Origin of the sequence: Bacillus sp. FSL R5-0447, assembly GCF_038606125.1 — a bacterium.
Lineage (GTDB): Bacteria > Bacillota > Bacilli > Bacillales > Bacillaceae > Bacillus > Bacillus velezensis.
The window spans coordinates 3,141,136-3,156,113 of sequence record NZ_CP152012.1 but is presented as its reverse complement, the minus strand read 5'-3'; the positions used below and the strand labels follow the sequence as shown (position 1 = coordinate 3,156,113).

Below are 14,978 nucleotides of genomic sequence, written 5' to 3'. Positions count from 1 at the left end.
AAGAATAGACATACGTCATTTTTTCGCGCGGGGGAGCCTTATGCAGAAGTATTTTCAATTGAAATCTGAAACAGGGGCCTTTCATCTATTTTCCAGGGAACACATTTTCACGCTGTTGATCATCGGATTGCTTGGGGTGTGCGTGATCATATTCCGGAAACAGCTCAACCAGAGTCGCATGATCCGCTATGTACTATTCATTCTCCTTGCCGTGTCGCAGATCAGCTATCATATATGGCTGCTTTGTCATCATGCCTGGTCGCTGAAAACAGCTCTGCCGCTGCAGCTGAGCGACCTTTCCGTCTATTTGGCGATGCTGATGGTCATGACAAAAAGCAAAAAACTGTTCGCCTTCCTCTATTTTGCCGGTTTGGGCAGCGCCGTACAGGCGATGACAACACCTGATTTAGGGGCGTATTCTTTCCCTCATTTTCGGTACATCGTGTTTTTCGTCTCCCACGGCTGTGTTTTTCTTACCTGTCTATTCATGGCCGCTGCAGAAAGGTACAGACCGTCGGCGCGCGGACTGTGGGTATCGGTGCTGATCGTAAATCTGTACGGGGCGTGTGTCTTTTTTATTGATCGTATGCTGAATGCAAATTACTTATATTTAATGAAAAAACCGAAGACCGCTTCGCTTCTGAATGTTTTCGGACCTTGGCCGTGGTATCTTCTATCAATGGAAGCGGCGGTGATATTGAGCTTTTTCATTCTGTATATCCCGTTTTGGCTGCTGAGGAAAAGAGCGTGAGGCCGGCCTGTTTTTGTGAATCCAATCATTTGTAATTTTTTCAACATTCCGGCATTATTTTTTTCAGATTCTGATGTTGAAAAAAGATGTCCGCGGCGATAGAATGAATGTGCTATGATAACGTGTTCGATACGGAGCCGCGGCTTGCGGTTTCCGTTTTTTCATGGGGTTTTTTATAGAGAGAGGGGGATCGGTATGCCGCGCGCTTTGAAGATATTAATCATCGGAATGTTTATCAATGTGACGGGCGCATCTTTTTTGTGGCCGCTGAATACGATCTATATTCATAATCATTTAGGGAAATCGCTGACTGTTGCGGGGATTGTTCTGATGCTGAATTCCGGTGCCAGTGTGGCGGGGAATTTATGCGGCGGATTTTTGTTTGATAAAATCGGCGGATTCAAATCCATTATGCTGGGCATTATGATCACATTGGCAAGTCTTCTCGGACTCGTTCTGTTTCACCAATGGCCCGTTTATATTTGGCTGCTCATCATTGTCGGCTTCGGTTCCGGTATCGTGTTTCCGGCCAGTTACGCCATGGCGGGAGCGGTATGGAAAGAAGGCGGGCGGAGAGCTTTTAATGCGATTTATGTAGCTCAGAACGCAGGTGTCGCCGTGGGCTCGGCACTCGGCGGGATGGTTGCGGCGTACTCGTTTACGTACGTGTTTTTAGCCAATGCTATGCTGTATGTGCTGTTTTTCCTTATCGTATTTTTCGGGTTTCGAAATATCAAAACTCAGCATGCGAGCCAGGTTTCTGTTCTGGACTACGAGCCTGTCAGCAGCAGAACGAAATTTACGGCGCTTCTCATATTGAGCGGCGGGTATGTTCTCGGGTGGATCGCCTATTCGCAGTGGTCCACAACCGTTGCGTCACATACTCAAAGCATCGGTATGCCGCTTTCATTATACAGTGTGCTCTGGACCGTAAACGGAATATTAATTGTCGCCGGACAGCCTCTCATAGGAGCTGTTCTGAAAAAATGGTCCGGTGCGTTAAAAACGCAGATGGTCATCGGCTTTTGTATTTTTATCGTCTCGTTCGGCGTGCTTCTCAGCGCCAAGCAATTTCCGATGTATCTCACCGCAATGGTGATTTTAACCGTCGGAGAAATGCTTGTCTGGCCTGCCGTGCCTACCATTGCCAATCAGCTTGCGCCTAAGGGGAAAGAAGGGTTTTACCAAGGATTCGTCAACAGTGCGGCGACGGGCGGCAGAATGATCGGGCCGCTTCTTGGCGGCGTGCTGGTTGATCAGTACGGAATGAGCGTGCTGCTGTTGATCCTGATGGTGCTTCTTGTTGTCAGCATCGCAGCGACGGTGCTGTACGACAAACGCCTGAAAACCGTTAATAAACAAAATGTCCAAGTACGATGACGACATAAAAAAATCCCGCTGTTTCGGCGGGATTTTTTTGTTTATACGACCGGAAGCACGTTGACGGCGTCCTTAACGTTTAAATACGTCTTTAATGAAGAAAAGCTGGCATCAAGCTGATTCATTCTCATGGCGAGGGTAGGCTTGATACCGGTGATAATCAATTCCGTGCCGATTAATTTAAGCAGGTGGTGCAATTTGAAAATCCGGTCTGCGGTCTGTTCGTTTACCTCGGCCAGACCTGATAAGTCTATAATTAAGTAATCATCTTTAGATGCGGTTAATATGTCCGTCAAAGTTGTCACAATTGAATCAAATCGTTCTTCCGTTAAGTTTCCCACTAACGGCAAAGCGGAGATGCCGTTTCGGATCGGAACAACCGGTGTTGACAGCGTCGTGATTTCTGTGAGGGAATCCTCAAGGAGCTTTTCGTATTCTTTCTGCTCTGTAATGTCTTTTTGAAAACCGACAAAATAGAGCTTGTCTTCAACATAAAGAGGATCAATGTTGAGTTCATTCCAAAATGGGGTGCCGTCTTTTTTGACGTTTTTCAGCCGCACCGTGATCTTTTCTTTCTGGGTTAAGCTCTTTCTGATTTTCGCGACTTGTTGACGGTCGGTTTCTTTGCTTTGCAGAAATCTGCAGTTCTTACCTAATATCTCTTCGGAAGAGTAGCCTGTCATATCCATAAATCCCTGATTTGTATATATGATGGGATTGTCCTCAAGAGAGGGGTCTGTAATCACCACGCCGATGCGTGCGTGATCAAGCGCCTTTTTGATAAGCTCCAGCTGCTCCAGTTTTCCGGATACATTTGAGTCAGCCATGTAAAACCCCCTTTTGGCCGTAAAGCTGCGCGCTTTTTCAGCCATTGTTTCTCCCCTTTTTAAATGAATCTACAGTAACCGTAGCATAACATATGTTCTGATTCAAGCAACCGAAGTTTGCAATTTGTCATTCGGGCTTGTCCTCATATACACTGAATATATAAGGGGAAGGCACATCATCGCTAAGTAAGTGACTAGGTCATTGTCACTGGGTGAAAAATGAATCTAATGCATCAAGCTTACCGATCATGTGTTCACATATAATGGAAGAAACAAGCTTTTTACTTTCCTGCTCAATCGCCGGTATGTAGATATCGAAAATCATCGTATTCGTAAGGGGGCTGGATGGCCTGAAGTCGCTTTACTAAATAAGGGCTTTAGGAAGGTGATGAAGATGCTGCATCAGGTAATAATTGCTTGTGTAATTGGAGGAATCATGGGGGTTCTCGGTCATGTGAAAAAGAGAGGCAGGCTGGAGAAACCCAGAATGACAAAGCGGTTTATCTATCTCGGTTTTTTGGAAGATGGTTTTATCGGAATGGCTGCTTCCATCTTACTTGTCTTATCCGCTGACCCCGATTCAGGAATTCAACTCGTCATCTTATCCATAATCGCAGGCTACGGCGGAGAAGCTGTTCTCAGGAGCTTTGATTTTGTCAGAGAACAAAACAGTGATTCGGCCGAAGCAAAACCACACCAGCAAAAAAATCCTCCATCAAAATAATATCCCCGCTCATGACCCGTTCCGGGTACATTCCCATTGTATACAAACCTGCTTGCACTTATGAACAGAATTCTATAAAATACAGGTAAGATTACGGTAGCGATAAGAACAGTGAAGAGGAGCAGTAAGAAGCAGATTTTGCAATCAGAGAGTTGACGGCCGGTGCAAGTCAATCAAGTCTGTTTCCGAACTCGCCTCAGAGTTGCAGCGGCAAAACCGCTGACGCATAACTGCGTTAAAAGTATCAAGTGAGTGCGGCTCAAAACCGCGCTAACGAGGGTGGTACCGCGGGAAATAAAAATCTCTCGTCCCTTTTTGGGATGAGGGAGTTTTTTTAGTTTTAGAATAATCTGAATATAATCTTTCTCATCCCGTCAATACTTGGACTACATACGCCGTATTCAATCAGAAGGAGGTTTTTACGTTGAGTTTTCAGCATGAAAAAATAGAAAAGAAATGGCAGAATTACTGGTTGGATCATAAAACGTTCGCCGTCAGTGAAGAGAATGACAAGCCGAAGTTTTACGCGCTTGACATGTTCCCGTATCCTTCAGGAGCCGGCCTTCATGTCGGACATCCGGAAGGCTATACGGCAACCGATATCCTTTCGCGCATGAGACGCATGCAAGGATACAATGTGCTTCATCCGATGGGATGGGACGCGTTCGGGCTTCCTGCCGAGCAATACGCGCTTGACACGGGGAATGATCCGGCTGAGTTCACAAAACAAAATATAGATAATTTCCGCCGCCAGATCCAATCGCTCGGATTTTCATATGATTGGGATCGTGAAATCAATACGACTGATCCGGACTATTACAAATGGACGCAGTGGATCTTCACCAAGCTGTACGAAAAAGGGCTCGCTTACGTAGACGAAGTGCCGGTCAACTGGTGCCCGGCGCTCGGAACGGTGCTTGCGAACGAAGAAGTCATTGACGGCAAAAGCGAGCGGGGCGGCCATCCGGTTGAACGCCGCCCGATGAGACAATGGATGCTGAAAATCACCGCTTATGCGGACAGGCTTCTTGAAGATTTAGAAGACCTTGACTGGCCGGAAAGCATTAAAGACATGCAGCGCAACTGGATCGGACGCTCAGAAGGCGCAAACGTGCATTTTGCGATCGACGGCACTAATGACACGTTTACCGTGTTTACGACAAGACCGGACACGCTGTTTGGCGCGGCTTATGCCGTACTGGCTCCTGAGCATGAGCTTGTTGAGGCCATCACGACGCCTGAACAAAAAGAAGCGGTAGATGCTTATGTTAAAGAAGTTCAGGCGAAAAGTGACCTGGAACGGACGGATCTTGCGAAAACAAAAACGGGCGTCTTCACGGGCGCATATGCCGTAAACCCTGCAAACGGGGAAAAGCTGCCGATCTGGATAGCGGATTATGTCCTCGCCTCTTACGGAACGGGCGCTGTAATGGCCGTGCCGGCGCATGACGAACGTGATTTTGAATTCGCCAAAGTGTTCAGCCTGCCTGTCAAAGAAGTCGTAAAAGGCGGAAACACGGAAGAAGAAGCGTACACGGGAGACGGAGAGCATGTCAATTCCGGCTTTCTGAACGGACTGAATAAAGCGGAAGCGATTGAAAAAATGATCGCCTGGCTTGAAGAAACGAAAAACGGTGAGAAAAAAGTGACATACCGTCTGCGTGATTGGCTGTTCAGCCGCCAGCGCTATTGGGGCGAGCCGATTCCGGTCATTCATTGGGAAGACGGCACGTCAACAGCCGTTCCGGCGGAAGAGCTGCCGCTGATTCTGCCGAAAACCGATGAGATCAAACCGAGCGGAACAGGTGAATCACCGCTTGCCAACATTAAAGAGTGGGTGGAAGTCACTGATCCTGAAACGGGCAAAAAAGGCAGAAGAGAAACGAACACGATGCCGCAATGGGCGGGAAGCTGCTGGTATTTCCTCCGCTTTATCGACCCGAAAAATCCGGATCAGCTCGCTTCACCTGAGAAACTGGATAAATGGCTGCCCGTTGATATTTACATTGGAGGAGCGGAGCATGCCGTGCTTCACCTTCTGTACGCGCGTTTCTGGCATAAATTCCTCTACGATATCGGTGTCGTGCCGACGAAAGAACCGTTCCAAAAGCTGTATAACCAAGGAATGATTCTCGGGGAAAACAATGAAAAAATGAGTAAATCCCGCGGAAACGTCGTCAATCCGGATGAAATTGTGGCGTCTCACGGAGCAGATACGCTCCGCCTGTACGAAATGTTTATGGGGCCGCTTGATGCATCTATCGCCTGGTCTGAATCAGGTCTTGACGGAGCGCGCCGCTTCCTTGACCGCGTATGGCGTTTGTTTATCGAGGAAAACGGCGAGCTGACGGGCAAAGTGACAGAAGGCGCAGGCGAAACTCTTGAGCGCGTCTATCATGAAACGGTCATGAAAGTGACAGAAAACTTCGAAGCCCTTCGTTTTAACACGGGCATTTCTCAGCTGATGGTCTTCATTAATGAAGCTTACAAAGCGAATGAACTGCCGAAAGACTATATCGAAGGTTTTGTGAAGCTGCTTTCTCCTATTGCGCCGCATTTGGCTGAAGAGCTGTGGGAAAAACTCGGCCACGAAGGTTCGATTGCATATGAGGCTTGGCCTGCCTATGACGAATCAAAACTGGTGGACGATGAAGTGGAAATCGTCGTCCAGCTGAACGGAAAAGTAAAAGCGAAATTAATGGTTCCGGCTGATGCTGATAAAGCAGCGTTAGAACAGCTCGCACAAGCTGACGAAAAAGTAAAAGAGCAGCTTGAAGGAAAAACGATCCGAAAAATCATTGCCGTACCGGGCAAGCTTGTCAATATCGTGGCAAACTGACCGGGCGAAGCCCCTCTCCTACAGAGAGGGGCTTTTTTATCAGCCTCTATCATAGAAATTGCACCGCGGGCTTTGGTATACTTAATACCATAAAGATGAATGGGAGTGTCACACATTGAAAATAAATGAAATCAGCACAGCCGCACTGGAAGAAAAATTAAAAGCGGGAGAAGAGCTGTATCTGATTGATGTCAGAGAAGACGAAGAAGTTGCCGAAGGAATGATTCCGGAGGCCGTTCACATCCGCATGGGGGACATCCCTGAGAAGATGGATGCGTTAGACAAGGACAAGGAATATGTATTTATCTGCCGTTCCGGAAAAAGAAGCATGAACGTTTGTATGTATTTACATGAGCAGGGCTTCCGTACGGTTAATGTTGAAGGCGGCATGCTGGAGTGGGAAGGCGAAACAAAGCCGAAGAAATAACGCTTTGAAGTGAAAGAAGAAAAGGGATATGCGTCTTTTTCTTCTTTTTTTATAAAAAAACGGGAGGCGAATCAGGTGAAACCGATGATCCGCGCGATGAAAACAAACGATATCAAACAGGTCCGGCAAGTCGCAGAACGCAGCTGGCATCATACGTATGAAGGGATTATTCCCAGACACATTCAAGATCAGTTTCTCGAATCCGCCTATCAGGATGAGATGATGGAACGCCGGCTCTTGCATTCTCTGTTCTTTGTGGCAGAAGAAGAGGGGCGAGTGCTCGGTTTTGCAAATGCCACCCCGGTTCAAAAAGACGGAAATGCGGAGCTGACCGCCATCTATATTGACCCGGATTGCCAGGGAAACGGGATAGGCACGGCACTCCTTAAAGAATGCATCAGGCAGTCCGGCGGGGTAAAAAAGCTTTATGTCCATGCAGAAAAAGAGAACCGCATTGCCTTATCCTTTTATCAAGCGAAAGGGTTTCAATGGGTATGTGAATTTGAAGAAGACTTTAAAGGACACACTTTACAGACGGTCAAACTGGTACTGAACATATAAAAGCGTCCGGCCGCCCAGGACCGGAACGCGAATGATCAGTGATAAGCCGGAAGCCGGTCTTTGTGCGCTTCAAATAAGTCATCGCACAAAGATATGATGTCATTCATGGAAAGCTCGGCGCTCGTATGCGGATCAAGCATGGCCGCCTGATATACGGCTTCCTTTTTTAATGTAACGGCCGCTTCGATGGTTAAAAGCTGTGTGTTAATGTTTGTTCTGTTGAGCGCCGCGAGCTGCTCGGGAAGTTCGCCCGAATAGCACGGCATAATGTGGTTTTTGACGGCTGTGCAAGGCACTTCAACGACCGCTTTCGCCGGCAGATTCGGTATCAGCCCGGTATTCAGCACATTGCCGCCGAATGTGAACGGTTTGCCCGTCTCCATCGCTTCAATAATTCTCGAACCGTATTCTTTTGAGCGTTCATGCGTCAGGTTTTGGTTGTTGATGATGCCGTCTCTCATCGTTTCCCAATTGTTGATTTGTTCCGCGCATCTCCTCGGATATTCATCAAGCGGAATTTGGAGTTCATCTATCAGCTCCGGATACCGGCTTTTTATAAAATACGGGTGATATTCGGCATTATGCTCAGATGATTCCGTTACGTAGCAGCCGAATTTATCCATCAGCTCAAACCGCACCATGTCCTTATGTTTCGTCTTTTGTTTTTCGCGTGCCCGTCTTTTAATTTCAGGATATAAATCAATTCCGTCTTTTTTAATCTCCAAAAGCCAAGCCATATGGTTGATGCCGGCAATGCGTTCTTCCGTCCCTTCGTGATCCATGCCGAGTGAGTCAAACAGATCTTTGGTACATACCTGGACGCTGTGGCACAGGCCGACCGTTTTGACATTTGTATGTCTGAGCATCGCTCCGGTCAGAGAGGCCATCGGATTTGTATAGTTTAACAGCCACGCATCCGGGCAGACCTCTTCCATGTCTTTTGCGATGTCAAATAAAACGGGGATGGTGCGAAGGGAACGGAAAATGCCGCCTATTCCGACGGTATCGGCAATCGTCTGGCGGAGACCGTACCGCTTCGGGATGTCAAAGTCAATGACCGTCGCGGGTTTATAGCCTCCGACCTGAATGGCGTTTATCACATAGCCGGCGTGTTTCAGCGCCTGTTTTCGGTCATCGTAGGAGATGATGGATATACTCGTATTGTAGCGGTCTCTCATGTTTTCCAGCATGAGCTGGGATTCTTTCAGCCGTACAGCGTCAATATCATAAAGCGCGAATTCAAATCCGTTTAATGCTTCAGTCAGTAAGCAGTCCCCCAATACATTTTTTGCGAAAATCGTGCTTCCCGCTCCGATAAATGTAATTTTCTTCAACAGAAATTCCTCCCTTTTCTTCTCAGCCTTTGACCGCCCCGGAGGACAGCCCTGAGATAAAATATTTTTGAAGCGCCAAAAACAATACGACCATCGGCAGCATCGCCATGATCGCGGCTGCGGCGACTAAGTGAAGATTGTTCGCGTTTTCGCCGAAAAATCCCGCCATGGCCACGGTCAATGTCTGCACCTTTTGATCTTGTAAAAAGAAAATCGCAAATTGGTAATCGTTCCAGATAAACACGCAGGAAATAATGCAGACCGTTGCGGTAATCGGTTTCAACAAAGGAAACACGATTGTATAAAAAGTCCTGATCAATCCCGCGCCGTCCATCCTGGCGGCTTCCTCAAGCTCTTTCGGAATGGAAGAGCGGATAAACCCTGAATATAAGAAAACGGTCAGCGGCATATATGCAGCCGTATTAATGAGAATGGCTGCGGCATGCGTATTGATCAGCCCCGCATCAGCGACCATCTTGTATAAAGGAACCATGGAAGTCAAAGGCGGGATGATCATGATTGAAATCAAAAGGCCGAAGACGATTTTGTTCAGCTTTGTATTTCTTCTTGCGAGCGGGTATGCGGCAAGCGAACCCATGAAAATTAACAAGGCGGCGGAAACGGCTGTAATGATGATCGTGTTCAGAAAGGATTGCCCGAGAGAGGCACGTTCCCATGCTTCACGAAAATTTTGAAAAGAAAAGGCGGATGGCAGCGACCATTTTGAACTGTAGTCTCCTTTTGCTTTTAATGACGTGGTCAGCAAAATATAAAAGGGGACAATATGAATGCACGAGATAACGGCTGCCAACAGCGTAAAAATCCGCATTCGGGCTGTTTTCATGACATTTCCGTCTCCTTTCGCTTGAAATACACGAGAGCCGAAAAGCTGATGACAAGAATAATGACGGACATAAACACGCCTTGGGCGGCGGCATATCCCGCATCCTGCCGTTTAAAATATAAATCATACATAAACGTTGACATCGATTGAGAGGAATTGCCCGGCCCGCCTGCGGTCAGCGCGATAATGACATCAAACAGCTTCAGCCCGCCGATGATATTGATGACCATGTTGATGGTGACAGCCGGCATCAATAAAGGCAGGGTGATGGTGAAAAACGGCTGAAGACCTCCCGCGCCATCCATTTTTGCGGCTTCGTAATAATCTTTCGGAATGCTTTGCAGCCCCGCCAAATATACAATCATCGCAATGCCTGCGTATTGATATGTGTTAATCATGACGATAATCCACGGGTTTGCCGCAGGGCTTGCCAAGGCGTTGACAGGACCGATTCCCAGTGCGCCAAGCACATCATTCAGCGCACCCCCGTCATATGAGAAAATAAAATACCAAATGTATCCCATAATCAGCGGACTGATAATGACGGGCAGGTAGACGATCGTTCTTGTGAGCGCCTTCATTTTTAAGCTCTGATTCAAGAGCAGCGCATATAAAAGTCCGAGCATATTCTGAAAAAAAGTGCTTCCGATGCCGTAAAGCAAAGTGTTTTTCACAACAAGCCACGTGTCCGGATCTGTAAAAAGCCTTTTATATTGAGTGACTCCCACCCATTGATACGTCTGTGAGAAGCCGTTCCAGTTTGTAAACGTAATAAAAGCGCCTTTGACAAACGGAAAAATCATGAAAATAAAAACCGTGGCAAGGGCGGGAACGTACATCCACCATAGTGACGCGGATTTTACCGGCTTTTGATGTTGAAATCCTTGGGTTTCTCTTGCAAGATCACTCATTCTTTTTCAGCTCCCCGTGAATCAGATTGAAGCCGGAGCCGCTTATATTCCCTGCCGAGTTTCGCTGAAATTTCAGCGGGGGTTAAGATATCGGCCATCAGCTCCTGCCCGGCTGTTCCCATCACATCCCACATTCCGTTTGGCAAATAAAGGCGGTCAAAATAAGGCTGCACCTTAATATGCTGATAGCGCTTATAGTCATTTGCGTAGAAAATGTCCGTTTGCACATTCACTAATCCGGCCGGAAGCGAGGTCGCTTCGGCAATTGATTTTGCATGCTCGGGTCGGGCCATAAATGCGATAAACTGTTTCGCTTCTTCAAGCCGCGGGGAATCCTTGAATGCCGCCAGCGTGTAACGTTCGCCTCCGATCCAAACCGGCGCGTCTCCCTTGTGGACGGCCGGGGTCGGTATGATGCCGACTTTTACCTTCGGATTGATTTGAGCGACGTCTTGGCCGAGGGTGCCGCCCTGCAGCGTAAAGGCGATTTTGTTTTGCGCCATCAGTTCAATGAGCTGGGACCGTTTTGCCGTCACGGCATCTATATTGAGCAGGTTTTCCTTTTGCATCTCTTTCAGTTTGTCAGATAAATAGGTGAAGTGTGTCCAGCGGAAGGTTCCGTTTAACAGTTGTTTTTTGTAACGGTGTGCGGGATCTGTGATGAGAAGCGGTGCGGCGAATTGATCGTAATATTGGGCAAATGAGCTTTTCTCATAGCCGGCAAACCAGAAGGGGGTGACTGTTCCGCCGCTTTTTTCTTTAATCTGTCTCAATGCCTTCATAAAATCATCCATTGTTTCCGGCGATTTGATTCCGTATTTTTCCAACAACGTGCGATTGTAGGCCAGTCCGTCCTTTGCCTGATTCAGAGGGAAGGCGTATATTCTGCCTTTGGCGTCTTTGAGCATGCTGTTTAAATTCGGATCGAGCCGCTTCGTCCAAGACATGCCGCTGAGGTCGGCGGTATATTCTCCGTAGCGGATTTTGGCCCAGCCGTGTGTGTCGAAAAGATCGGGCATGTCACCGGCTGCCATTCTGACCCTCATCATATTTTCGTAGTCATTGCCTGGGAAATGAACGTTTACTTGAATGTCCGGATGTTCTTCTTGGAATGAATCAGCCAACTTTCTGAATACGGCGCGTTCGCTGTCTGAGGATATGGTGGAATAGACTGTCAATGTTTTCTGCTTTTCTCCGGCGCCGCTCTGTTCTGCCGAGCAGCCGGGAAGTATCATGCAAGTAAAAGAAAGAAACAAAGCCAGTAAGCGTTTCATCTTTTCCTCCTTTAAATATGATATAAACGCTGCGGGACACGTCACCTCCTTTCTTGTGACCCGCAGCTTTGTCTGACAATCAATGAAGTGGGGAGCGTCACGGCCAGCGGGACGGTTCTGCCGTTTAAACGGTCGAGAAGCAATTTGACACCCGTCCGGCCCATCTCTTCCGTGTATACTTTTACCGTTGATAACGGCGTGCTGGCGTATTCTGCCTCATCAATTCCGTTGAAGCTGACAACCGCCGTATCGCGCGGGACTTGAAGGCCGGCTTCCTGCAAGGCTTTTAAAGCGCCGACAGCCATCGAATCACTTGCGATAAAAAAGGCATCGGGGAGACTTCCGCCTTTGATGGCTTCATTCATCAGCCGAAACCCTTCGTGCATGCTGTATTCGCCGATCAGTACATGCTCCGGCTCGGCGCCGGCCATTTGTAAGAAAGCGGTCAGACGCTTATCCTCAATCGTTTTATTGCTGTTTACACCGTCTATGACGGTATGCTCCCGCTCCCGGCCGCCGATATAACCGAGCCGTTGGTAACCGAGCGACAGAAGATGTTCTATCGCCTTTTGCGTTGCGGCATAAAAATCCACGCTGACGGAATCGTAGCGGGCGGGATCGGGGGTGCCGTTAACAAATACCGCGTGCCTGAAAGCGGCGCTGATATTCGTAAGCGCCTCGTCTTGCAGGCTGCCGATGACGATGACGCCGTCCAGTTCGTGAAACATATGCTCTTGAAAAGAACCGAGATGGATAGAAGATGTGATAAAAATTTTTTGCCGAAAGCATTCTTCCTCAATGCCTTTTCGGATCGCCGAAAAATAAGGATCCTGCCGTTCTTCTTCCGGTGACAGGCAGCTGACAACGCCGATCAGGGGCGCTGAATCGCTGCGGCTGCGGTTCTTCCGTCTTTTTGCCGACGGCTGATAGCCCAGCTCATCGGCGATCCTCAGAACTTTTTCTCTTGTTTCATCAGTCACAGCCAAAGAGTCATCCTTATTCAAAATTCTCGATACTGTCGCGCTGGATACAGATGCCTGTAAGGCAATATCTTTGAGACGGACCATTTCGCATCTCCTTTTTACTAAATATTTACTAAACAGAAATGAACTGGTTATTGTTAAAATGATATTATCATACGAGAGTAAGCGTTTTCAACAACTATTTTCGGTTACTTTTAGTAAAAATCAGTAAAAAAGAAAATCTGTTTTTCTCTATCATATTTCAATTGAACCGGAATAAATTGATAGAGAAAGGAGAGGGTGATGTGCTGAAGATAGCTGTTTTTGATGAGGAGCATGAAAAGGATCTGCAGACTGAAGTCAATACATTTTTAAAGGGGATTTCTGATGAACAGCTCGTTGATATTAAATATACGGTAGCGGCGGCCTGTGATCCTGAAGGTGAGCAGCTTTATTGTTTTTCCGCTCTCATTTTATACCGAAAATAAAGAAGCCCGGACGAAATGCCGGGCTTCGTTGTTCATTATGCTTTTTTGACGCGGGGACTTCTCGGTTTTTGGTATTTCTCCGCTTGTTTGATTCCTTTTCTCTCGCTCGCTAATGACTTGTACAGAGACACGATCATCAGAAGGATCACGACTGAAAACGGAACCGCGGCGAGAATGGCCGTGTTTTGCAGTGCGGCCAGACCGCCGGAATATAATAATACCGCTGCCACGGCGGACTGGATGACGCCCCAGATGATTTTCACCCGGTTTGAAGGGTCTAATGAGCCGTAAGACGTTTGCATTCCAAGCACAAATGTCGCTGAATCCGCTGATGTAATAAAGAATACAGCGATCAGAACAAGCGTTAATACGGATGTCACCATTGTCAGCGGATAGTGGCTGAGTGCGCCGAACAGCATCGTATCCGTTGACATTCCCGCGACATTGAATACGCCTTTCTGCTGAAGATCCATCGCGGATACACCGAAGATCGCAAACCATAAGAAAGCCAATATACAAGGTGTCACCAATACCCCGATTAAAAATTCCCGGATCGTCCGGCCCCTTGATACACGGGCGATAAAAATGCCGACAAACGGCGACCAGGATATCCACCAGGCCCAATAGAAAATGGTCCAGCTGTTAATCCATTCGCGTTTTTGGGGATCATTCGGAGACAAGCGAAAGCTCATCTGCACGATATTTTGGATATATTGGCCGATAGAATCGGTAAATGAGTTCATAATCAGCACCGTCGGGCCTGCAATGAGCATAAAGATCATTAAAATAGCCGCGAGCGCCATGTTGGTATTGCTTAAGTATTTAATCCCTTTGCCGATGCCGCTCCACGCAGAAATCAAAAATAACACGGTCACGACAGCGATCAGGATCAGCTGAACGGAAAATGTTTTCGGAATGCCGAATAAATAATGCAGACCGCCGTTGATCTGAGTCGCTCCGAGCCCTAAGCTTGTCGCCACACCGACAACGGTCGCAAACACGGCGATACAGTCAATCGCTTTGCCGATCGGCCCGTTTACTTTATCGCCCAAAAGCGGTGTCAGTGTGCTGCTGATCAAACCGGGCGCGTCTTTTCTGAATTGAAAATATGCGATACATAAAGCGACAACCGCATAGATGGCCCAAGCGTGCAGCCCCCAGTGGAAAAATGTGTACCGGAGCGCATCACGAAATGCTTGGGGCGTTTCTGTTTCACCTGAGGGAGAGCTGATGGCGTAATGGCTGATCGGTTCCGCAGCCCCGTAAAATACCAAACCGATTCCCATGCCTGCGCTGAAAAGCATGGCAAACCATGATAATAAGCCGAATTCCGGTTTTTCCCCGGGTTTTCCGAGTTTTATTGTGCCGATCGGACTTACAATGAGAAAGAGACAGAAACCGACAAATATAGAAACGACCAGCAGATAATACCAGCCGAAAGAATCCGTAATAAATTTTTGTGCCGTATCAGTGACTTGCTGCAGGCTGTCAGGAGAAATGGCCCCCCATAAAACCGCAGCGGCTGTGATGACAATCACAATCCAAAAAACACTGGAGATGTTCTTCTTCAAACGTTCTCACCCTCTGACTATTTTTTTCAATACGCCATTTTGTTTTAGTATGGTCGTACGATTGCAGATCAATCCTTTCTTCCTA

At 47.5% G+C, this 14,978-nt stretch carries 14 protein-coding genes and 1 other annotated feature; of the genes, 7 read left to right on the top strand and 7 right to left on the bottom strand.

The annotated features are described in order from the left end of the window. Positions 1-40: 40 nt before the first annotated feature. Together NYE68_RS15735 and NYE68_RS15730 are read left to right on the top strand one after the other, a co-directional pair. Positions 41-751 carry a TIGR02206 family membrane protein gene (locus NYE68_RS15735; RefSeq protein ID WP_033574235.1) on the top strand — a complete coding sequence of 237 codons (711 nt, stop codon included), beginning with the start codon at positions 41-43 and terminating at the stop codon, positions 749-751. A 195-nt stretch (positions 752-946) separates the two neighbouring features. Beyond that, the gene (locus NYE68_RS15730) at positions 947-2,131 is read left to right on the top strand and encodes an MFS transporter (protein WP_053573103.1); all 1,185 of its coding nucleotides are present in this window, start codon (positions 947-949) and stop codon (positions 2,129-2,131) included. Positions 2,132-2,172: 41 nt separating this feature from the next. Here the strand turns inward: NYE68_RS15730 and NYE68_RS15725 are convergent, their stop codons facing one another. Further along, positions 2,173-2,958 carry an STAS domain-containing protein gene (locus NYE68_RS15725; protein WP_031378730.1) on the bottom strand — a complete coding sequence of 262 codons (786 nt, stop codon included), beginning with the start codon at positions 2,956-2,958 and terminating at the stop codon, positions 2,173-2,175. A 388-nt stretch (positions 2,959-3,346) separates the two neighbouring features. On the opposite strand from NYE68_RS15725, the gene NYE68_RS15720 reads away from it, so the two are divergent. From NYE68_RS15720 to NYE68_RS15705, 4 genes are all read left to right on the top strand, one after another. Then, a complete protein-coding gene (locus tag NYE68_RS15720) occupies positions 3,347-3,682 on the top strand; it encodes a DUF4257 domain-containing protein (protein ID WP_015418038.1) in 336 nt (111 codons plus the stop codon). 102 nt (positions 3,683-3,784) lie between these two features. Next, positions 3,785-3,998, top strand: a binding site (T-box leader). A 108-nt stretch (positions 3,999-4,106) separates the two neighbouring features. After that, positions 4,107-6,521: a leucine--tRNA ligase gene (leuS, locus tag NYE68_RS15715; RefSeq protein WP_061860803.1), complete on the top strand. Its 2,415-nt coding sequence runs from the start codon at positions 4,107-4,109 to the stop codon at positions 6,519-6,521. Between the two features lie 115 nt (positions 6,522-6,636). Next, entirely contained in the window at positions 6,637-6,948 is a 312-nt protein-coding gene (locus NYE68_RS15710; protein ID WP_003152299.1) for a rhodanese-like domain-containing protein, read from the top strand. Between the two features lie 84 nt (positions 6,949-7,032). Continuing rightward, the gene (locus tag NYE68_RS15705; RefSeq protein ID WP_079891821.1) at positions 7,033-7,509 is read left to right on the top strand and encodes a GNAT family N-acetyltransferase; all 477 of its coding nucleotides are present in this window, start codon (positions 7,033-7,035) and stop codon (positions 7,507-7,509) included. A 35-nt stretch (positions 7,510-7,544) separates the two neighbouring features. Here NYE68_RS15705 and melA read toward each other — a convergent pair whose 3' ends face one another. Genes melA through NYE68_RS15680 form a run of 5 tightly spaced genes read right to left on the bottom strand, consistent with a single transcriptional unit; the run spans position 7,545 to position 12,939 of the window. Next, positions 7,545-8,843: an alpha-galactosidase MelA gene (gene melA / locus NYE68_RS15700; protein ID WP_007408804.1), complete on the bottom strand. Its 1,299-nt coding sequence runs from the start codon at positions 8,841-8,843 to the stop codon at positions 7,545-7,547. 22 nt (positions 8,844-8,865) lie between these two features. After that, on the bottom strand, positions 8,866-9,687 hold the full coding sequence (locus NYE68_RS15695) for a carbohydrate ABC transporter permease (protein ID WP_053573105.1): 822 nt from the start codon (positions 9,685-9,687) through the stop codon (positions 8,866-8,868). Further along, a complete protein-coding gene (locus tag NYE68_RS15690) occupies positions 9,684-10,598 on the bottom strand; it encodes a sugar ABC transporter permease (RefSeq protein ID WP_053573106.1) in 915 nt (304 codons plus the stop codon). The genes NYE68_RS15695 and NYE68_RS15690 overlap by 4 nt, the downstream gene beginning before the upstream one ends. Beyond that, complete coding sequence (locus tag NYE68_RS15685) at positions 10,595-11,872, bottom strand: ABC transporter substrate-binding protein (RefSeq protein WP_229041202.1); 1,278 nt, start codon at positions 11,870-11,872, stop codon at positions 10,595-10,597. The genes NYE68_RS15690 and NYE68_RS15685 overlap by 4 nt, the downstream gene beginning before the upstream one ends. A 41-nt stretch (positions 11,873-11,913) precedes the next feature. Next, the gene (locus NYE68_RS15680; RefSeq protein ID WP_324636502.1) at positions 11,914-12,939 is read right to left on the bottom strand and encodes a LacI family DNA-binding transcriptional regulator; all 1,026 of its coding nucleotides are present in this window, start codon (positions 12,937-12,939) and stop codon (positions 11,914-11,916) included. A gap of 200 nt (positions 12,940-13,139) precedes the next feature. On the opposite strand from NYE68_RS15680, the gene NYE68_RS15675 reads away from it, so the two are divergent. Further along, positions 13,140-13,322, top strand: a complete 183-nt coding sequence (locus tag NYE68_RS15675; protein WP_003152309.1) for a sporulation protein Cse60 — start codon at positions 13,140-13,142, stop codon at positions 13,320-13,322. 35 nt (positions 13,323-13,357) lie between these two features. On the opposite strand, the gene NYE68_RS15670 is transcribed toward NYE68_RS15675, so the two are convergent. Next, positions 13,358-14,893, bottom strand: coding sequence for a BCCT family transporter (locus NYE68_RS15670; RefSeq protein ID WP_007408799.1), 1,536 nt, complete (start codon positions 14,891-14,893; stop codon positions 13,358-13,360). Positions 14,894-14,978 lie beyond the last annotated feature (85 nt).

Excerpts from the sequence above, each read along its gene's own strand:
- NYE68_RS15720 (WP_015418038.1), top strand. The coding sequence starts at position 3,347 with ATGAAGATGCTGCATCAGGTAATAATTGCTTGTGTAATTGGAGGAATC.
- NYE68_RS15680 (WP_324636502.1), bottom strand. The coding sequence starts at position 12,939 with ATGGTCCGTCTCAAAGATATTGCCTTACAGGCATCTGTATCCAGCGCG.
- NYE68_RS15690 (WP_053573106.1), bottom strand. The coding sequence starts at position 10,598 with ATGAGTGATCTTGCAAGAGAAACCCAAGGATTTCAACATCAAAAGCCG.
- NYE68_RS15725 (WP_031378730.1), bottom strand. The coding sequence starts at position 2,958 with ATGGCTGACTCAAATGTATCCGGAAAACTGGAGCAGCTGGAGCTTATC.
- NYE68_RS15695 (WP_053573105.1), bottom strand. The coding sequence starts at position 9,687 with ATGAAAACAGCCCGAATGCGGATTTTTACGCTGTTGGCAGCCGTTATC.
- NYE68_RS15685 (WP_229041202.1), bottom strand. The coding sequence starts at position 11,872 with ATGAAACGCTTACTGGCTTTGTTTCTTTCTTTTACTTGCATGATACTT.
- NYE68_RS15705 (WP_079891821.1), top strand. The coding sequence starts at position 7,033 with ATGATCCGCGCGATGAAAACAAACGATATCAAACAGGTCCGGCAAGTC.
- NYE68_RS15735 (WP_033574235.1), top strand. The coding sequence starts at position 41 with ATGCAGAAGTATTTTCAATTGAAATCTGAAACAGGGGCCTTTCATCTA.
- NYE68_RS15730 (WP_053573103.1), top strand. The coding sequence starts at position 947 with ATGCCGCGCGCTTTGAAGATATTAATCATCGGAATGTTTATCAATGTG.